Origin of the sequence: Flavobacterium sp. TMP13, assembly GCF_050847115.1 — a bacterium.
Lineage (GTDB): Bacteria > Bacteroidota > Bacteroidia > Flavobacteriales > Flavobacteriaceae > Flavobacterium.
The window spans coordinates 3,316,011-3,336,735 of record NZ_CP193656.1 but is presented as its reverse complement, the minus strand read 5'-3'; the positions used below and the strand labels follow the sequence as shown (position 1 = coordinate 3,336,735).

The 20,725-nt window shown below is 37.1% G+C and carries 12 protein-coding genes, 2 tRNA genes and 3 rRNA genes; 10 read left to right on the top strand and 7 right to left on the bottom strand.

What is annotated here, in order from left to right:
- Positions 1–68 precede the first annotated feature (68 nt).
- On the bottom strand, positions 69–2,516 hold the full coding sequence (thrA, locus tag ACRASX_RS14380; protein ID WP_432221723.1) for a bifunctional aspartate kinase/homoserine dehydrogenase I: 2,448 nt from the start codon (positions 2,514–2,516) through the stop codon (positions 69–71).
- A gap of 610 nt (positions 2,517–3,126) precedes the next feature.
- On the opposite strand from thrA, the gene hutH reads away from it, so the two are divergent.
- The 4 genes from hutH to ACRASX_RS14360 all read left to right on the top strand — a co-directional run bounded on the left by hutH (position 3,127) and on the right by ACRASX_RS14360 (position 7,666).
- The gene (gene hutH, locus ACRASX_RS14375; protein WP_432221722.1) at positions 3,127–4,641 is read left to right on the top strand and encodes a histidine ammonia-lyase; all 1,515 of its coding nucleotides are present in this window, start codon (positions 3,127–3,129) and stop codon (positions 4,639–4,641) included.
- Between the two features lie 48 nt (positions 4,642–4,689).
- Positions 4,690–5,334 carry a DUF47 domain-containing protein gene (locus tag ACRASX_RS14370; RefSeq protein ID WP_432221720.1) on the top strand — a complete coding sequence of 215 codons (645 nt, stop codon included), beginning with the start codon at positions 4,690–4,692 and terminating at the stop codon, positions 5,332–5,334.
- 31 nt (positions 5,335–5,365) lie between these two features.
- Entirely contained in the window at positions 5,366–6,700 is a 1,335-nt protein-coding gene (locus tag ACRASX_RS14365) for an inorganic phosphate transporter (RefSeq protein ID WP_432221719.1), read from the top strand.
- Between the two features lie 111 nt (positions 6,701–6,811).
- Entirely contained in the window at positions 6,812–7,666 is an 855-nt protein-coding gene (locus ACRASX_RS14360; protein WP_432221718.1) for an EamA family transporter, read from the top strand.
- Positions 7,667–7,727: 61 nt separating this feature from the next.
- Here ACRASX_RS14360 and ACRASX_RS14355 read toward each other — a convergent pair whose 3' ends face one another.
- Entirely contained in the window at positions 7,728–8,816 is a 1,089-nt protein-coding gene (locus ACRASX_RS14355) for a M42 family metallopeptidase (RefSeq protein ID WP_066306306.1), read from the bottom strand.
- A gap of 83 nt (positions 8,817–8,899) precedes the next feature.
- Here ACRASX_RS14355 and ACRASX_RS14350 point away from each other — a divergent pair, with 83 nt between their 5' ends.
- The 6 genes from ACRASX_RS14350 (at position 8,900) to rrf (ending at position 15,882) form a co-directional block, all read left to right on the top strand.
- Positions 8,900–9,586, top strand: a complete 687-nt coding sequence (locus tag ACRASX_RS14350; RefSeq protein ID WP_432221717.1) for a DUF4294 domain-containing protein — start codon at positions 8,900–8,902, stop codon at positions 9,584–9,586.
- A gap of 1,023 nt (positions 9,587–10,609) precedes the next feature.
- Positions 10,610–12,125, top strand: a 16S ribosomal RNA gene (locus ACRASX_RS14345).
- A 216-nt stretch (positions 12,126–12,341) separates the two neighbouring features.
- Positions 12,342–12,415, top strand: a tRNA-Ile gene (locus ACRASX_RS14340).
- An 88-nt stretch (positions 12,416–12,503) separates the two neighbouring features.
- Positions 12,504–12,577, top strand: a tRNA-Ala gene (locus ACRASX_RS14335).
- Positions 12,578–12,734: 157 nt separating this feature from the next.
- Positions 12,735–15,620: ribosomal RNA gene (locus ACRASX_RS14330) — 23S ribosomal RNA — on the top strand.
- Between the two features lie 152 nt (positions 15,621–15,772).
- Positions 15,773–15,882 (top strand): 5S ribosomal RNA (gene rrf / locus ACRASX_RS14325).
- Together the 16S, 23S and 5S rRNA genes with 2 tRNA genes alongside form the textbook arrangement of a ribosomal RNA operon.
- Positions 15,883–16,007: 125 nt before the next feature.
- Here rrf and ACRASX_RS14320 read toward each other — a convergent pair.
- The 5 genes from ACRASX_RS14320 to ACRASX_RS14300 all read right to left on the bottom strand — a co-directional run bounded on the left by ACRASX_RS14320 (position 16,008) and on the right by ACRASX_RS14300 (position 20,720).
- Positions 16,008–16,718 (bottom strand): ISAon1 family transposase, encoded by a 711-nt coding sequence (locus ACRASX_RS14320; protein ID WP_066306934.1) that lies wholly within the window; start codon positions 16,716–16,718, stop codon positions 16,008–16,010.
- 689 nt (positions 16,719–17,407) lie between these two features.
- The gene (locus tag ACRASX_RS14315; RefSeq protein WP_066306932.1) at positions 17,408–17,692 is read right to left on the bottom strand and encodes a GNAT family N-acetyltransferase; all 285 of its coding nucleotides are present in this window, start codon (positions 17,690–17,692) and stop codon (positions 17,408–17,410) included.
- A 1-nt stretch (position 17,693) separates the two neighbouring features.
- On the bottom strand, positions 17,694–18,086 hold the full coding sequence (locus tag ACRASX_RS14310) for an OsmC family protein (RefSeq protein ID WP_066306928.1): 393 nt from the start codon (positions 18,084–18,086) through the stop codon (positions 17,694–17,696).
- A gap of 46 nt (positions 18,087–18,132) precedes the next feature.
- Positions 18,133–20,106, bottom strand: coding sequence for a heavy metal translocating P-type ATPase (locus ACRASX_RS14305; protein WP_082706561.1), 1,974 nt, complete (start codon positions 20,104–20,106; stop codon positions 18,133–18,135).
- Complete coding sequence (locus tag ACRASX_RS14300) at positions 20,103–20,720, bottom strand: class I SAM-dependent methyltransferase (protein WP_066306927.1); 618 nt, start codon at positions 20,718–20,720, stop codon at positions 20,103–20,105. Before ACRASX_RS14300 ends, ACRASX_RS14305 begins: the two co-directional genes overlap by 4 nt.
- Between the last annotated feature and the right edge of the window lie 5 nt (positions 20,721–20,725).

Genomic DNA, 20,725 nt, shown 5'->3' with positions numbered 1-20,725 from the left:
GGTTCAGATTGGCAAATTTTAGTTTTTGGCGGCTTTACTTTTACCGCTGCTGCTTTATTATTGTCTTTCTAGTTATTTCCAATTCTTATTACATCTGCAAAAATCCCTGAAGCCGTAACAGCTGCACCAGCACCTGCGCCTTTTATCAATAAAGGTTGGTCAACATAACGATCTGTGTAAAATAGAACAATATTGTCTTTTCCTTCCAAATTGTAAAATGGATGGTCTTTCGGAATAAATTCTAAACCAACACTTGCTTTTCCGTTTTCGAATGTTGCCACATATTTCAATCGAGAATCTTTGCTTAAAGCTTCTTTATAAATCGCTTCAAAGTGTGCTGCATTTTTAGTTAAAGAAGCAAAGAAATCCTCATTATTTGTGGTTGCCAAACAAGCTGCAGGCATAAACGATTTGTTTTCGATGGCATCAATATCCATTTCGTAGCCGCTTTCGCGAATTAAAATCAATATTTTACGAGCAACATCAATTCCGCTCAAATCAATTTTAGGATCTGGTTCTGTAAAACCTTGAACGCCTGCTTCTTTAACAACATCATGAAAAGAATTGTTTTCATCAAAATTATTAAAGATAAAGTTCAAACTTCCTGATAAAACAGCCTGTATTTTATTCACTTTATCACCAGAGGCAATAAGGTTTTTTACGGTATCAATAATTGGTAAACCAGCGCCAACATTAGTTTCAAACAAAAATGGGGCGTTGTATTGGCGTGATAATGTTTTTAGTTTTTTGTAATTGTCATATGCCGAAGAACAAGCAATTTTATTACAAGTTACTACAGCGATACTTTGTTTTAAAAATTCTGCATAGGTCTCAGATACACTTTCATTTGCAGTAATATCTACAAATATACTATTGCGTAAATTCAACTCTTTTGCCTTTTCAGTAAAAAGATCTTTATCAGCAGTTTCTCCGTTATCCAGTTTAGCCTGCCATTCTTTCAATGAAATTCCATCTTCATCAAAAATCATTTTTCTTGAATTTGACAATGCGATGACACGCACATTTATTTTTAAATTTTCCTTTAAAAACTTTCGTTGACTGTGAATTTGTTCGATGAATTTTTCACCGACGTTTCCAACTCCCATCACGAATAAGTTCAATTGAACTGTATTTTCCTCAAAGAAATTTTCGTGTAAAGTATTCAACGCTTTCTTAACATCACGTTCGTTAATTACTGCCGAGATATTTCTCTCGGAAGCACCTTGCGCAATGGCACGAATATTTACGTTATTTTTTCCTAGAGTACTAAACATTCTTCCGCTCAAACCTTGATGATTTTTCATGTTTTCACCAACCAAAGCAATGATGCACAAGTTGTTTTCGACGATACACGGATCTACTTTATGCTGTAAAATTTCAACTTCAAAAGCTTTATTGATCGCAATTTCGGCATTTTCAGCATCAGAGCTTAGAACACCAATACATATTGAATGCTCAGATGAAGCTTGTGTAATAAAAATAACGTTGATTTGCTCTGACGATAAAACTTCAAATAATCGTTTAGATGAACCAGAAACCCCAATCATTCCGGGACCTTCTAAAGTAATTAAAGTAATTTTATCAATATAGCTAATTCCTTTTACAGGATTGTCATGCGGAATATTACTGTTTGAAATGTAAGTTCCTTCGGCCTCTGGATCGAAGGTGTTTTTAATGATTATTGGAATGTTTTTTCGTAAAACCGGTTGAATTGTGGGTGGATACAAAACTTTTGCACCAAAATGCGATAATTCCATCGCTTCTTGATATGAGATCGTTGCAATGGATTGCGCTTGTTTTACAATTTTAGGGTTCGCTGTAAACATTCCGTTGACGTCAGTCCAGATTTGTAATTCTTTTGCATCGAGAGCATTGGCTAAAATAGCAGCACTGTAATCTGAACCGCCGCGTCCTAAGGTAGTTACAATGCCGTCATCAGTTGACCCGATAAACCCCGGAATTACAACGACTTGATTCGAATTAACACTAAAATAGTCATTGATTAATTGGTTCGTTATCTCAAAGTTTACGGCTGCTTTTCCAAAATGATTGTTGGTTTTTATTAATTCACGGCTGTCTTTGTAACCGCTATTAGGGTTCGTTTTCTTTAAAGCTTCAGAAATTACAAATGAAGAGAGTAGTTCGCCAAAACTTAAAATTGTATCAGCCGTTCTGGGTGATAATTCTCCCAGTAGAAAACAACCATCTAGTAAGGTTTCTAAGTGATTAATTATTCGTTTTATATGACTCAACAAGCTGCTTTGCTCACTTACCGGAATAAATTCTTTTAGAGTATCAAGGTGTTTCTTTTCAATTTCGGCAATAATTTCTTTAAAGCTTTCGTCATTTGCCGCCGCTTTTGCCGCTGCCAATTGTAGCATATCCGTTACTTTGCTTAAGGCAGAAACAACAACGACTAATTTTTCTTTTTCTGATTTATTGTTAATAATATCAAGAACTAATTTTATATTTTGGGCATTGGCAACTGATGATCCACCAAATTTTAATACTTTCATTGTGTGTTTTTTATTTTATAAATGCGAATGTTTATACGTATCCAATGACTTTCTTCTTTTTCGAAAAAAGAGCAACAACAGGATTATATGTAAAAATGTATACCCCTAAAGGGTAGTAGTTGTAGTAGTAGATGTTGTAATAATAGCAGTTACAACTCCAGACGGAATTGCAAGTGTAGAATGATATGTGGTGCTATTATTTTTCATTTTGATATTTCAAAAGTAGCTCTTTTTGTAGGGAACAAAAAGTAAGACAAGCTTTTTTGTGAATTTTATAATTTTTTCTTTGTCAGGAAATTAATACTGAGCTTTTGTTAAATTATGTAGAGTTAAAGTATCATATTCGTATATTTAATATTTAATATTTTCCTAAATTTCAATTTTTTATCTCGTTTAAAACAGTGTAATTGTATGTTTTTCTTTATTTGTTTCTTAAAAAAATAAAATTTGATTGTTTTTTGTATCCAATTGTAAGTAATTTAAAAAAAGCTACCGAAATTTTCTATCCTAAAGTCGAACTGTCATTTTTAGTTGAATTTTGAAATAATCGTAAAATTCATTGCTTTTCAATGTGGATTTGTTGAATTTTGGCCTCGAAAATAAAAAACTAATGAACAATATCCATTACATAACAAACGAGCTGCTTACTTTTGAAATCATTCAAGAAATTGTAATGGAACAGAAGAAAATCGAGCTTTCAGATGAAGCAAAAGTTAACATTTTGAAATGCAGAGATTATTTAGATAAAAAGATGGCGTCACATTCTGGTCCCATTTATGGCATAAATACTGGTTTTGGATCGCTTTGTAATGTAAAAATTTCAAATGAAAATCTATCTAAACTGCAAGAAAATCTAGTTAAATCTCATGCTTGTGGTACTGGCGACGAAGTGCCATCGCATATTGTGAAATTAATGTTGCTTCTTAAAATTCAATCTTTAAGTTACGGTTACTCAGGCATACAGTTGGAAACTGTTCAGCGCTTAGTAGATTTTTTCAACAATGATGTTCTACCAATAATATATACGCAAGGTTCTTTAGGTGCTTCTGGCGATTTGGCTCCCTTGGCGCATTTATCTTTGCCTTTATTAGGATTAGGTGAAGTTTGCTACGAAGGAAAGAAAGTTTCATCGGCTGAAGTTTTGGAAAAATTCAAATGGGATCCTGTTATCTTAAAATCTAAAGAAGGATTAGCTTTGTTGAATGGTACCCAGTTCATGAGTGCTTATGGAACTCATATTATCTTAAAAGCATACAAATTATCGTATTTAGCCGATTTAATCGGTGCAATATCTTTGGAAGGGTTTGATGGCAGAATAGAGCCTTTTAATGAGCTGATTCATTTTATTAGACCGCATAAAGGACAAATTCAAACGGCAAATCGCATCAAAGAATTCTTAGATGGAAGTGAGATAATTGCTCAGAATAAATCTCACGTTCAGGATCCTTACTCCTTTAGATGTATGCCTCAAGTGCATGGAGCTTCAAAGGACGCGATCGAATACGTGCAAAAAGTCTTTAAAACAGAAGTTAATTCGGTAACAGACAATCCAAATGTTTTTGTAGATAGTGACGAAATTATTTCTGGTGGAAATTTTCACGGACAACCTTTGGCTTTGGCTTTAGATTTTATCGGAATTGCCTTGGCAGAATTAGGAAGTATTTCTGAGCGAAGAACCTATCAATTAATTTCGGGATTGCGTAATCTTCCTGCTTTTTTAGTAGATAATCCTGGTCTAAATTCGGGATTTATGATTCCACAATATACTGCTGCAAGTATTGCAAGTCAAAACAAGCAGTTGGCTACTCCAGCAAGCGTTGATAGTATTGTTTCGAGTAACGGACAAGAAGATCATGTGAGTATGGGCGCTAACGGTGCAACGAAGGCCTTGCGAATTCTAGATAATTTAGAACGTATTTTAGCAATCGAATTAATGAATGCAAGCCAGGCAGTACATTATAGGAGTCCATTAAAATCGAGCGATTTTATTGAAATGTTCTTAAGTAGTTATCGTGTAGAAGTTCCTTTAGTGACCGAAGACCGAATTTTGCATTACGATATTGAGAAAACGATTTTATTTTTGGATAGTCTACAGATCGAAAGTGATTTGTTAACATTAGCTTAACATTACAAAAAATAATTGACGTAATTTTGTATCCTTAAAAATAATAAAATGTCAATAAATAGTATTTTCCAATTTTTAGTACCTAAGGATAAAAAATTCTTTCCGCTTTTTGAAGACGCTTCAAGTAATTTAGTAGAATTAGCTTCTAACTTGCACGAGGCGGTAAACCTTCCTTTAAAAGAAAGAGAAATTCTTTTTAAGAAAATTGATGGATTCGAGCAAAAAGGCGAAGATATTACCCGTCAAACCAATTTGGAATTAAGTAGAAATTTTATCACTCCTTTTGATAGAGAAGACATTCACTCTTTGGTAACGTCAATTGACAACGTTGCAGATAGATTGCACGGTGCATCTAGTATTATGCGCTTGTATCAGGTGGACAAGATCACTAAATCAATCCGTAAAATGACAGAGATTAATTTAGAAGCATGTCAAAATATACAAACTGCGGTAAAAGAATTGCGTGATTTTAAAAATGCGGATAAAATTAAGTCAGCGTGTGCAAGAATCAGCAAATTAGAGAATAAATCAGACAACGTTTATAACAAAGCGGTTTTTGAGATTTTTGAAAACGAAACAGACGTTAAAAACATTATTAAGTACAAAGAAGTTTTATCTGTTTTAGAATCGGCAACTGACAAATGCAAAAGTGTTGCTAGTGTTTTAGAGTCGATTGCAGTGAAGCATTCTTAAATTTAATTTTATTCTCCTGAAGTAATAACGTATGACTTTACTACTTATAATCATAGTATTAGCACTAGTTTTTGACTACATCAATGGTTTTCATGATGCAGCAAATGCGATAGCGACAGTTGTTGCTACCAAAGTACTTACTCCATTTCAAGCCGTAGTTTGGGCTGCTTTTTTTAACTTTTTAGCCTACTGGGTTTTTGGTTTTGGAGTAGCAGACACCGTGGCAAAAACAGCACATACCATTGACATAAACTTAGCCGTAATTTTGGCAGGTGTTGTTGCAGCAATTTGTTGGAATTTATTAACCTGGTGGTTAGGAATTCCTTCTAGTTCGTCTCATACCTTAATTGGTGGTTTCGCTGGTGCAGCAATTGCGCACGCTATATTTTTACATGGTTTTGACGATTATACCGTAATCGAAGGTGGAGAAACAATAACAAGACATTGGTATAATATTGTCAATTGGTACGATCCAGGTAAACCAGGAGTAATGCCAACCGGTGTATTTATTATTATCGCGTTTATCTTTTTAGCACCATTTTTAGGGGCTTTAGCGTCATATTTAATTTCTATCTGGTTGTTAAATTCAGCTAGAAAAAGTATTTATCCTAAGTTGTTTACAGTAGCTTTAATGATTGGAACAGTTTGGTTTATTAGTAAAATGCTAATTAACGACGTTGGAGAATCGAGATTTGAATCTCATTTCTGGAATGTAGCTTTTGATCCACACAATATAAAGTGGCTTTTGGTTGGATTTATTATTCTAGCAGTAAGTTTGTTTTGTTTGGTTTTCAGTAGCTTAACGCACCACCAGTCAGAAGTAATGCTAAAAAGAATGCAATTGTTGTCTTCAGCAGCCTTTAGTTTAGGACACGGTGGTAATGATTCGCAAAAAGTAATGGGAATTATTGCAGCGGCTGTAATTGTATATGCTAATAGCGAAGGATTAAGTATAGAATCGATGCCAACTTGGCTGCAAGTATCTTTGCCAGATGGAGATGTAGCAGGCGTTATGCCAGAATGGATTCCATTAGCATGTTATTCTGCTATTGCAGCGGGGACCTTAAGTGGAGGATGGAAAATTGTAAAAACTATGGGCTCTAAAATTACTAAAGTAACTTCTTTTGAAGGTGTTGCGGCCGAAACTGCAGGAGCTTTAACTTTATATTTCACAGAACATTTAAGAATTCCAGTAAGTACAACACATACTATTACGGGTTCTATTATTGGTGTTGGATTAACAAAACGAGTTTCAGCAGTCCGCTGGGGAGTAACGGTAAGTTTGGTTTGGGCCTGGATTTTAACGATCCCAATCTCTGCTTTATTGGCTGCTTTATTTTATTATGTTTTAAGGATTTTTATCTAATATATAACAGTCAAATCAGAACAAAGCCATTCATTTATTTGAGTGGCTTTTTTGATTGAAGTTGATAATCAATTCATCTTTAAGTTTTATATTTCATTTAAAATAAAAGTTATGTTGTATTTAATATTGAGTATAATTTGCAGTGTTTCGGTCGGGATTATTTTTAAAACAAGCCGTAAATACGAAAACAATAATTTTCAAATAGTACTGTTCAATTACTTTTTTGCAATGTTGTTTTGCTTGTTTGCTTTCGAACCGAGATTAAGTGCTATTGATGAGAATGCTCCTTTTGTGGTTTACGGAAGTTTGGGTGTTTTATTGCCAGTAGTTTTTATGTTTTTGATTGCGTCTATTAAAAATATCGGAATTGTAAAAACCGATGCTGCACAACGGTTATCGCTTTTCATTCCCATTTTGGCAGCTTGGTTTATATTTAAAGAAGAATTTACGACGTCCAAAATAATCGGAATTCTTTTCGGATTTTCAGCACTATTCTGTATTCTTTCTAAAACAAAAGAGTCGAGCCAATCCAGTTGGAAATATCCACTTCTTGTTTTTCTAGGATTTGGAGTAATAGATATACTGTTTAAAAAGATAGCCATTTATACTGTTGTTCCGTATACCACATCTTTGTTTATGGTTTTTGCGATTGCTTTCTTAATTATGGCAATTGTGGTTTTGTATCAGCAACTGATTAAAAAAGAAGTTTTTAATTTTAAAAATTTACTTTTCGGATTTTTGGTAGGATTGTTTAACTTCGGAAACATCTTATTTTATTTAAAAGCGCATCATGCTTTTTCAGAAAATCCATCTACTGTTTTTGCAGGAATGAATATGGGTGTGATTATTTTAGGAAGTTTGGCTGGCGTAATTGCCTTTAAAGAAAAGTTATCTAAACTGAATTACGTTGGATTACTATTGGCCCTCATTTCAATTGTACTAATTGTGTTCGCTCAGTTCAAATAAAAAAAAATGCGAATTTGAAACTTTCAAATTCGCATTTTAAATATAGTTTCAATTCTAAACCTTACTCAAAATAGGAAAACGTAGCATTGTTTTCAATTTTCAATAAAGATTCATAAATCAATTTAATTACATTTTCTACATCTTCTCTGTGCACCATTTCTACAGTGGTATGCATATAGCGAAGCGGAAGAGAAATTAGAGCAGAAGCAACTCCACCATTGCTGTAAGCAAAAGCATCAGTGTCAGTTCCTGTAACTCTTGAAGAAGCCAAACGTTGAAACGGAATATTATTCGCAACAGCCGTATCTAAAATTAATTCTCTCAAATTATTTTGTACAGCAGGAGCATAAGTTATCACAGGTCCAGCGCCAATTTTTGTTTCTCCCTCAATTTTTTTATCAATCATTGGTGTGGTAGAATCATGGCAAACATCGGTTACAATAGCAACATTCGGTTTGATTGTTTTCGTGATCATTTCGGCACCGCGCAAACCTACTTCTTCTTGTACAGAATTGGTGATGTATAAACCAAAAGGTAACTTGATTTTATTCTCGTGTAATAAACGTGCTACTTCAGCAATCATAAAGCCACCCATTCGATTGTCAATTGCACGACAAACAAATTTATTTTCGTTCAAAATCATAAATTCATCAGGATATGTAATTACACAACCTACATGAACGCCCAAATTTTCAACTTCCTCTTTGGTAGAACAACCTATATCAATAAACAAGTTGTCCACTTTTGCAGGCTCTTCTTTTGCTCTATTTCTTGTATGAATGGCAGGCCATCCAAAAACACCTTTTACAATTCCTTTTTTAGTATGAATGTTGACACGTTTTGAAGGTGCAATTTGATGGTCAGAACCACCATTTCTAATCACATAAATTAAACCTTCTTCATTAATATAGTTCACATACCAAGAAATCTCATCTGAGTGTCCTTCAATAACAACTCGGTAAGGTGCATCTGGATTTATAATTCCAACCGCAGTTCCATAAGTATCCGTTATAAAAGTATCCACATACGGTTTCAGATAATCCATCCAAATTTTTTGTCCGCTACTTTCGTAACCCGTTGGTGAAGCATTATTAAGGTAGCTTTCTAAAAAAGCCATTGAATCATTATTTAAAATTGATTTTGTACTCATAAAAATATTTTTTTGCTAAATTATAAATTTGGTATCACAGTTGCATAGATAATGCATAATTTTACATTTTAATTAATAACTCAATGAAGTTTACCTATCATTTATTTTGTTTGCTTTTTATTTCGATAATTGGTCACGCGCAAGGAACTCCAAATGCAAATTCACAGATGGGTTATGTGTTAACCGAAAAAGATTCGATACTTAATGATACTATCGAATTACCCGAAATTATCATTACCAAAGAAAAGTTAGATGCTGAAACGCACAAACAGTTTTTGATTCTTCAAAATCGAGTGTACAAAACTTACCCGTACGCCAAACTTGCTGCAGAAAGATTGACCGCGCTTAACAAAGGCATGGAACGTTTGTCAACAAATAAAGAGAAAAAAAAGTATTTCAAAATTGTCGAACACTATCTTACTAATGGATTTGAAGCCAAGCTTAAAAAACTATCGCGCAAACAAGGTCAGATTTTAGTAAAATTGATCCACAGACAAACGGGTAATACAACTTACGAGTTGGTTAAAAACCTAAAAAGCGGTTGGAAAGCCTTTTGGGCGAACGGCACAGCCAACGTATTTGACATCAGTTTAAAAGAAGAGTACAGGCCGTATGAGGTTAATGAAGATTATTTGATCGAAACCATTCTAGATCGAGCATTCGAATCGGGTAGGTTAGTCAAGCAAAAAGAAGCGAAACCAGTGAATTATGAAGATCTAAGTAAACACTGGCAAGAGCTCGCAGCACAAAGAACCATCCAAAAAGACTGAAATTTAAGTTTTGATACATTCAACACGTTCCTTTATATATAGGTTTAGGAATATTTTTTAGTTTCGGGAGCTATTTCCTGTCATTCGCTGTATCTTCTATTGCTTAAAGAAAGCAATAGAAGGATGCCGCTGCTGCCAGGGCTAGGATTTAGCTATTCTGTTTAAATTTTGTGTTTCAGACCAAGCAAGTTTCTGCGACCTATATATAAGGAGTAAATACAGCAGTAAGATTAACTGAATCGAATTCGAAGTCCTAGTATTATTATAAAGTGACAAAGAAACCTCTCAAAACCCAATAAAAACAGTGAAGTTTTAAAAAAGGTAATAGCTGTTATTGAATTTAATGTCTCAAAAAGCTACTAATATCAAGGGGAGTAAGGCGTCCAGAAGCAAATAACCCATGTAAATCCTAAGGAAACGATCGCAAGCGATGTAAAGGGCTAAAAACACCAGAGTGTAAAGTGTTCACAAGTTTAAGGTTTCCAAAGAGTTAAGAATTTATTAAAAAAAAGATTGAAATAATGCAATAAAAAGGGTTGTTTATGTAAATAAAGTGACTATTTTTGCACCCGCAACAACGACACGTTCTACTTTTTACTGACTACGAATTGAGATATTACAGCGGAGATTTTCTTCAAAAATAATATCAAAATAAAGTTTGTGTACTAAGAAAAAACGTTTTACATTTGCACCCCGCTAAAGGCGCAAGTTATTTGAGATACTGACAAGGAAGAATGGTTTTAGAGTTTGTAAAAAGGCTCAAAATAAATTTCATTTTTTTCTTGTGAGATTAGAAAAGAGTTTGTACTTTTGCAGCCGCCTTGAGAGACACTTAAACAAGTGAGAATTGAGGTTTTAAAATACAGAAGAATACGTTCCTAGACATATTGAATTGACAGCCGTTTTGAGAGAGATTTCAAAACAAAGAATAAGAGTAATAGAATCGAAAGATTTTGAGAATAACCACTAGATAATTCGGAGTCAAAAATAAATAGAGATAGATTTATCTATCTCGCACAATATACGATGAAGAGTTTGATCCTGGCTCAGGATGAACGCTAGCGGCAGGCTTAACACATGCAAGTCGAGGGGTATAGGTAGCTTGCTACTTAGAGACCGGCGCACGGGTGCGTAACGCGTATGCAATCTACCTTTTACAAAGGGATAGCCCAGAGAAATTTGGATTAATACCTTATAGTATTACGACTTGGCATCAAGATGTAATTAAAGATTTATCGGTAAAAGATGAGCATGCGTCCCATTAGCTAGTTGGTATGGTAACGGCATACCAAGGCTACGATGGGTAGGGGTCCTGAGAGGGAGATCCCCCACACTGGTACTGAGACACGGACCAGACTCCTACGGGAGGCAGCAGTGAGGAATATTGGACAATGGGCGCAAGCCTGATCCAGCCATGCCGCGTGCAGGATGACGGTCCTATGGATTGTAAACTGCTTTTATACAGGAAGAAACAACTCTACGTGTAGAGTCTTGACGGTACTGTAAGAATAAGGATCGGCTAACTCCGTGCCAGCAGCCGCGGTAATACGGAGGATCCAAGCGTTATCCGGAATCATTGGGTTTAAAGGGTCCGTAGGCGGTTTAGTAAGTCAGTGGTGAAAGCCCATCGCTCAACGGTGGAACGGCCATTGATACTGCTAGACTTGAATTATTAGGAAGTAACTAGAATATGTAGTGTAGCGGTGAAATGCTTAGAGATTACATGGAATACCAATTGCGAAGGCAGGTTACTACTAATATATTGACGCTGATGGACGAAAGCGTGGGTAGCGAACAGGATTAGATACCCTGGTAGTCCACGCCGTAAACGATGGATACTAGCTGTTGGGAGCAATCTCAGTGGCTAAGCGAAAGTGATAAGTATCCCACCTGGGGAGTACGAACGCAAGTTTGAAACTCAAAGGAATTGACGGGGGCCCGCACAAGCGGTGGAGCATGTGGTTTAATTCGATGATACGCGAGGAACCTTACCAAGGCTTAAATGTAGATTGACCGGTTTGGAAACAGATCTTTCGCAAGACAATTTACAAGGTGCTGCATGGTTGTCGTCAGCTCGTGCCGTGAGGTGTCAGGTTAAGTCCTATAACGAGCGCAACCCCTGTTGTTAGTTGCCAGCGAGTCATGTCGGGAACTCTAACAAGACTGCCAGTGCAAACTGTGAGGAAGGTGGGGATGACGTCAAATCATCACGGCCCTTACGCCTTGGGCTACACACGTGCTACAATGGCCGGTACAGAGAGCAGCCACTGGGTGACCAGGAGCGAATCTATAAAACCGGTCACAGTTCGGATCGGAGTCTGCAACTCGACTCCGTGAAGCTGGAATCGCTAGTAATCGGATATCAGCCATGATCCGGTGAATACGTTCCCGGGCCTTGTACACACCGCCCGTCAAGCCATGGAAGCTGGGGGTGCCTGAAGTCGGTGACCGCAAGGAGCTGCCTAGGGTAAAACTGGTAACTAGGGCTAAGTCGTAACAAGGTAGCCGTACCGGAAGGTGCGGCTGGAACACCTCCTTTCTAGAGCCTAAGTGTTAGCAATTTATTGCACTCTTGGGAAAAAGACGAAGATTTTTATTGGTTTCAAGAAGGATTTATTTTATTACTCTGCTGTTAGTTCAAATAATACAATTAAGTAAAAGGTACAGATTTATGATTGTTTAATGCTGGTTTTCAGCCCTGGATTTTAGGATCTAGAGCAAAGGGAGTCAAATCACTTAAATCAAAAGATCATATTGTCTCGTAGCTCAGCTGGTTAGAGTACTACACTGATAATGTAGGGGTCGACAGTTCGAGTCTGTCCGAGACAACTAATTACTTAAAAAGAAGAAGAAATTCTAGAGTTGAGGAGTTATGAATGGTATTCATAATTCATAATTCACAATTCATAATTAAATTGGGGGATTAGCTCAGCTGGCTAGAGCGCCTGCCTTGCACGCAGGAGGTCAACGGTTCGACTCCGTTATTCTCCACAGTTCCGTAAGGAAAAAAGTTCATTGACATATTGAGATAAGAAAATAGTAAAAAAATAAGTAGAAAGAACACTTTTTAGTTATGAATGAGTAAGTTTTATGTATTTAGTGTAAACTTAATACTTAGTACTTATTTCTTTAGACTTAAAGAGTAGTACAATAAGCAAAATAAGGGCGTATGGGGGATGCCTTGGCTCTCAGAGGCGATGAAAGGCGTGATAAGCTGCGAAAAGCTACGGGGATTGGCACACACGAATTGATCCGTAGATACCTGAATGGGGCAACCCACTATGTTGAAGACATAGTACACCGATAGGTGGGCAAACCCGCTGAACTGAAACATCTAAGTAGGCGGAGGAGAAGAAAACAAAAGTGATTCCGTAAGTAGTGGCGAGCGAACGCGGATTAGCCCAAACCAATGTTGTTACGGCAATATTGGGGTTGTAGGACCACGATATTTCTTGCATGAAGAATTAGAATCTACTGGAAAGTAGAACCATAGAGGGTGATAGTCCCGTATAGGTAATGAATGTAAAGGATAGTGGTATCCTGAGTAGGGCGGGACACGAGAAATCCTGTCTGAATTTGGCGGGACCATCCGCTAAGGCTAAATACTCCTGAGAGACCGATAGTGAACCAGTACCGTGAGGGAAAGGTGAAAAGAACCGTGAATAACGGAGTGAAATAGATCCTGAAACCATACGCTTACAAGCGGTCGGAGCCCTTTCGTGGGGTGACGGCGTGCCTTTTGCATAATGAGCCTACGAGTTAACGTTGCTGGCAAGGTTAAGTGGTTAAGCCACGGATCCGTAGCGAAAGCGAGTCTGAATAGGGCGCTTTAGTCAGTAGTGTTAGACGCGAAACCGTGTGATCTACCCATGGACAGGTTGAAGCTGTGGTAACACACAGTGGAGGACCGAACCCGTTGACGTTGAAAAGTCTTGGGATGATCTGTGGGTAGGGGTGAAAGGCCAATCAAACTCGGAAATAGCTCGTACTCCCCGAAATGCATTTAGGTGCAGCGTTATGCGTAAAGTTATATAGAGGTAGAGCTACTGATTGGATGCGGGGGCTTCACCGCCTACCAATTCCTGACAAACTCCGAATGCTATATAATGTTTCATAACAGTGAGGGCTTGGGTGCTAAGGTCCAAGTCCGAGAGGGAAAGAACCCAGACCATCAGCTAAGGTCCCCAAATATATACTAAGTTGAAAGAACGAGGTTCGTCTGCCCAGACAGCTAGGATGTTGGCTTGGAAGCAGCCATTCATTTAAAGAGTGCGTAACAGCTCACTAGTCGAGCGGACGAGCATGGATAATAATCGGGCATAAGTATATTACCGAAGCTATGGATTTACAATTTATTGTAAGTGGTAGGGGAGCATTCTAACAGGGTTGAAGGTGTGTCGTTAGGCATGCTGGACTGGTTAGAAAAGAAAATGTAGGCATAAGTAACGATAATGCGGGCGAGAAACCCGCACACCGAAAGACTAAGGTTTCCACAGCTATGCTAATCAGCTGTGGGTTAGTCGGGACCTAAGGCGAACCCGAAAGGGACAGTCGATGGCCAACGGGTTAATATTCCCGTACTACTGATTACTGTGATGGGGTGACGGAGTGATGAAAGCGCCGCGAACTGACGGAATAGTTCGTTGAAGTACCTACCTATAAGCTGCGCAGGCAAATCCACGCGGCTTGGGGAAATACGATAGTACTAGGAGTCTTCGGACAAATAGATAGTGCGCCTAAGGGCTTCCAAGAAAAACCTCTAAACTTCAGGTAATTAGTACCCGTACCGCAAACCGACACAGGTAGTCGAGGAGAGAATCCTAAGGTGCTCGAGAGATTCATGGCTAAGGAATTAGGCAAAATAGACCTGTAACTTCGGGAGAAAGGTCGCCAGCAGCAATGCTGGCCGCAGTGAAGAGGTCCAGGCGACTGTTTATCAAAAACACAGGGCTCTGCAAAATCGTAAGATGAAGTATAGGGCCTGACACCTGCCCGGTGCTGGAAGGTTAAGTGGAGATGTTATTCGCAAGAAGAAGCATTGAAATGAAGCCCCAGTAAACGGCGGCCGTAACTATAACGGTCCTAAGGTAGCGAAATTCCTTGTCGGGTAAGTTCCGACCTGCACGAATGGTGTAACGATCTGGACACTGTCTCAGCCATGAGCTCGGTGAAATTGTAGTAACGGTGAAGATGCCGTTTACCCGCAGTGGGACGAAAAGACCCTGTGCACCTTTACTATAGCTTAGTATTGACCTTGGACAAATGATGTGTAGGATAGGTTGGAGACTGTGAAGTGGCGTCGCTAGGCGTTGTGGAGTCATTGTTGAAATACAACCCTTTGTTTGTCTGAGGCCTAACCCCGTAATACGGGGGACATTGCTTGGTGGGTAGTTTGACTGGGGTGGTCGCCTCCAAAAGAGTAACGGAGGCTTCTAAAGGTTCCCTCAGTACGCTTGGTAACCGTGCGTAGAGTGCAATGGCATAAGGGAGCTTGACTGAGAGACATACAGGTCGATCAGGTACGAAAGTAGAGCATAGTGATCCGGTGGTTCCGCATGGAAGGGCCATCGCTCAAAGGATAAAAGGTACGCCGGGGATAACAGGCTGATCTCCCCCAAGAGCTCATATCGACGGGGGGGTTTGGCACCTCGATGTCGGCTCGTCACATCCTGGGGCTGGAGAAGGTCCCAAGGGTTGGGCTGTTCGCCCATTAAAGTGGCACGCGAGCTGGGTTCAGAACGTCGTGAGACAGTTCGGTCTCTATCTACTGTGGGCGCAAGAAATTTGAGTGGATCTGATTCTAGTACGAGAGGACCGAATTGGACAAACCTCTAGTGTATCTGTTGTTCCGCCAGGAGCATCGCAGAGTAGCTACGTTTGGAAGGGATAAGCGCTGAAAGCATATAAGCGCGAAACCCACCACAAGATGAGATTTCTTTTAAGGATCGTGGGAGATGACCACGTTGATAGGCTATAGATGTAAAGGCAGTAATGTCATAGTCGAGTAGTACTAATAATCCGTAAGCTTATGTACACTTTTCCCCCGATGCAAGTCGGGGGAGGAACCTTTCTAATACTATTTACGTTTCTTTATCTCAGTATGTTAAGATATTGTTTAATTGATAATTAACAATTTATAATTGATAATTAATAATTAAGTTATTGCCCAAAGCAATTATAACTCCTTAAGGTGGTTATTGCGGCGGGGCTCACCTCTTCCCTTCCCGAACAGAGTAGTTAAGCCCGCCTGCGCAGATGGTACTGCAGTTATGTGGGAGAGTATGTCGTCGCCTTTCTTTTTAAAACCCTAATTCTAACGAATTAGGGTTTTTTCGTTTTAAATTTAGTTTTGTTTAAACAATTTGTGTTTTCTTAATACGTTGCTACTTAGTTTTTTTGGTTCATAACGAAAACCTGGGGATTAGCAAAAATTAGGCATAAATATTGGATCACAACAATATCTATTGACCCAATTTAAGGCATTATGTACCATCAAACGCAAAAGTTGGGGATTAAGCAAAATGCTAGATAATCTAAACAAGAAAAATTCAACATTCCTCACTCCTCTAAATTGAGATCTAACAGCTTTTATTTTGGCATTGAAAGATTCTGATGAAGCATTTCTGCTTCTGTTGTCAAAATAGTTTACGATTGTTTGATAGTGACTCTGTATTGATCTAGATCTGGTATTAAATGATTTAAATTCAGCTTGAGCTACCTTTTCACGCCATTTTGCTAATTTGGATAAACCATAAATTTTATCGGTAGTATTTTCAAAAACATTCCTTAAGTCTTGAGCAAGCTGATATCCTTTTTCAATGTTAGGATATAATACGAATAATAATTTAGCTCTTTCGGTTTGGTTGTTAGACCATTTTGATTTGTTGTTATATAAAATATACCTACTTCTAGATAATAGTTGCTTACTAGTATCACCGTTCGATAATATCTTAGATTCGAATTTCGTTTTTGTGGATTTAGCTTTTTCAATAGCATCATTCTCCATGTCAATTGCTTGGCACCTATATTTAGTCCTGATTTGTTGCAAAGCTTCGAGCGCTAGTTTTTGAACATGGAATCGGTCGGTAACTCTTACTGCATTCGAAAAGCATTTCTTAGCAATAAGCCCCATATTAGCCGCCAGATCGAGTGTTATTTCGGCAACTCAATTTCGTAACTTTGATGTTATTTTTTCTAGTATAGTAATTACTGTTTCTGCTTTAGTTCCCGCAATTATAAATACAAAGGTTCCCTTTCTACCTTTACCAGCTTTGTTGGTTAAAATAGCATAGAGTTCGGCATTAGAGGGAGACATTTCATCTATTGACAAGCGTTTTCCAATGTTTTTAGGAAAAACAAACCATTGTTTTGTATGCGACTTTTGTTCCCAAGCTTTAAAATCACTTAAATAATCTTTGTACTGATATTGCAGATTTCTTCCAGAAACATCTTAGAAACAGGCGATAGCGTTACAATTATTTGGACTGAAATCTATTGATCTCTTTAATATCAAGATATACTTGATGTCCACGAATGGGAAAATCTTAAACAGTTATCTCTTCGTAGAATCATTTAGAACTTAACTTAAAATCTCTGTATTCTTTAGGAATTGAATTGATCTCTTTCAAATACAGATGAAGTATCTCTTCTTCCCTTTTATAAGAAGTCAATTCAAAATATTCAACAATGATTTCAGGTAATAATAACTTGATTAGTTCGCTATAGGAATTTTATATTTGGTATAATTTGGAATCACAAATATCTAGATTTTAAGATTTCCCCACAACATTATGTATTGATCCAAAGTCATTCTATGTAAAACTAGGACGCTAAAACATCACGAATTGCTTCTGTTTTATCAAACATTGCTTTAACAAACGGACAAACTTGAATGATAAAAATGTTATTTGTACGTGGATAATTAACTGCAGCCATAACCAGCTTTTTTGCTATTCCTTTACCTTTAAATTCGTCGTTAACTTCAGTATGCTCGATAATGATCTCATCGTCTCCTTTCCATATGTATGTTATTATTCCTGCTTGTTTGCCTTGTTCGATGGCAACGAAGTTTCCCCTTCGCCCATTGTTGTTTTGTATGAATTCCATGTTATTCAAGTTTAGTGTCTATTTCCATTGTATGTAAGAGTGTTTTATGAATCGGGCATTTCTTAGCTATATCTAGTAAACGCTCTTTCTGTTTGGAGTCAATTTCTCCAAAAAGTTTAATATTCAATTTAAACAAAGTACTGCCATCTTCTCTCACTTCACTAGTTGCCTCTACTATTATATCAATTAAGTTCCATTCTTTTCGATCAGCATACATTCTTAAAGTAATTGCTGTACAGGAAATTAGTGCAGCTGCTAATAGTTCTACTGGAGAAAATCCTAGATTAGCACCACCTAATTCTGTAGGTTCGTCAGCTATTACTATGTTTCCGCTTGTGGAGCGAATCGTTGTTTTATACTTTGAGTTATCATTATGAGCTGTTATAATTTCCATAATTGTCTGCTTAAATTATTTTTATTAATTGTTTATTTCTCTTAACTTAAAATTTCATACGTTGAATACGAACTGCATTTAAAATAGCTAATAAAGCGACACCTACATCGGCAAATACGGCTTCCCACATTGTAGCTAAGCCTCCCGCTCCTAAAATCAGTACAATTGCTTTAACAACGAATGCCAAACCAATATTTTGCCACACTATTTGCTTTGTCTTTTTTCCAATCTGGATTGCGGTAAAAATTTTATAAGGTTGGTCGTTCTGGATTACGATATCAGCTGTTTCTATGGTCGCGTCACTTCCCAATCCACCCATTGCTATTCCAGCATCAGCCAATGCGATTACAGGAGCATCATTTACTCCATCGCCGACAAAAGCAATTTTTAAGTTTTGGTTTTTTAGTTCAGTAACTTTTTCGACCTTATTTTCGGGCAATAGGTCACCGTAAGCTTCAGAAATATTTAATTCCTTTGCTACAGCAGTAACCACCGATTGCTTGTCACCGGAAAGCATAACCGTTTTAATGTTTAAGTTTTGTAAATGCTTGATGGTTGATTTTGCATCTTCTTTGATTTCATCGGCAATTAGAAAATATCCTGCATATTGGTTTTCTATGGCAATAATTATAATTGTAAAAGGATTTTTATTAATAGATTCATCATAAGCAATATTAAACTTCTGCATTAACCTGCTGTTTCCTGCTAGAATAATTTTTCCATCCACATTTCCTTTTAAACCATGTCCTGCAATTTCTTCAACATCTCTCACAGTACTGTCTCTCTCCGCACCATTTGCATATTCAATAATCGCTGTTCCTACAGGATGAGTAGAGTATGTTTCTAACGCAGCTACATATTGTACTAATTCTTTTTCTGAAACATTCTCTGCTATTACTTTTTGCACTTTAAAAACACCTTTCGTTAGTGTTCCTGTTTTGTCCATTACTACTGCTTGAATACTTGCCATCGTATCTAAAAAAGTTGAACCTTTAAAAAGAATGCCGTTCTTACTAGCAGCACCAATACCTCCAAAATAACCCAATGGAATTGAGATTACCAATGCGCACGGACAAGAAATCACTAAGAAAACTAAAGCTCGATACAACCAATCTCTAAAAATATAGTTTTCGACAAAAAAGTATGGAAGCACACAAATCAACACCGCCAAAAGTGTTACAATTGGAGTGTATATTTTAGCAAATTTGCGAATGAACAATTCTGTTGGTGCTTTTTTAGTTGTAGCATCTTGTACCATTTCTAAAATCTTCGATAATTTACTGTCTGAATACAAAGCTGTTACCTTTACTTGAACGACCTTATTTAGATTAATCATACCCGCAAGAACGTAATCGCCTTTCGTTTTGGTATCAGGTGTGCTTTCTCCAGTCAAAGCAGCGGTATTAAAAGATCCTGTTTCAGACAATAATTCACCATCCAAGCCTAGTTTTTCTCCTGCTTTTAATTGTACAATAGAACCGATAGTTACGGCGACTGCTTTAACGACTTTGAGTTTATTGTCTTCCAAAACAGTTACTTCATCAGGACGTTGGTCAAGTAGTATTTTTATATTTGTTTTCGCACGAGTTACCGCTAGTGTTTGAAAAATTTCACCTACGGCGTAAAATAACATTACGGCAACACCTTCAGGATATTCTCCTATCGCAAAAGCGCCTAAGGTCGCAATAACCATTAATAGAAATTCAGAAAAAACGTCACCTTTTAAAATGCTTTCCCAAGCTTCCTTAATGACAGGAAATCCAACAGGTAGATATGCCGCTACATACCATACTATTCGAATCCATCCATAGAACCAATCTTGTGGAAAAAAATTATCGATTAAGATTGCAATCAATAATAGTAAAAAAGATATAATAGCTGGTAAAAACAGTCGCATTCTTGTTTGATCACCTAAATCGTGATTGTGTTCGTCGTGATCATCACTTCCGTGACTTTCATGCTCATCTGTAGCGCAACAAGACTTTATTACTTTGCGATTATTTGATTTGTATCCGTTCATTTATTTAATTTTTTAAATCCGCAAAATTGAAATTCTTGGATCGTTTCGAATGGAGTTTGATGCTGCTCTTTAAAACAGTGTACTGGTTCAAAGTTTTCTATAAATAATGATTTCATTTTAGTTTCAGAATACTGAGTAATGGCTAAACCGCTGCACTTAAGCGGGCCATTTTCTGAAAAAGTTCCTAGTAAAAAATTCCCTTTATCAGCCATAGAATCTGCTACTAAATTGACATACGTATTTATCTCTTCTGAAGAAGTTAAAAAGTGAAAAACAGCTCTATCGTACCAAAAGTCAAATTTTATATTGGTTTTAAATTCAATGATGTCTGAGGTAACCCAGTGAATACGATTTGCTCTTTCGCCCAAACGGTTTTTTACTTTTTGAAGTGCAACTTCAGAAATGTCTAATATCCAAATATTTTCGTATCCTTTATCTAGTAAAATTTCACAAAAATTACTTTCTCCGCCTCCAATTTCTATAATAGCAGCATTTTTAGGTAATTGCAAATTTTCCAAATAGGCAATAGCTGTGCTGGGAGCTTCTTGTGTCCAACTTACTTCTGAAGGAGTTTTTGTTGTAAACACGTTATCCCAATGTTGTTTAATATCCATTATTT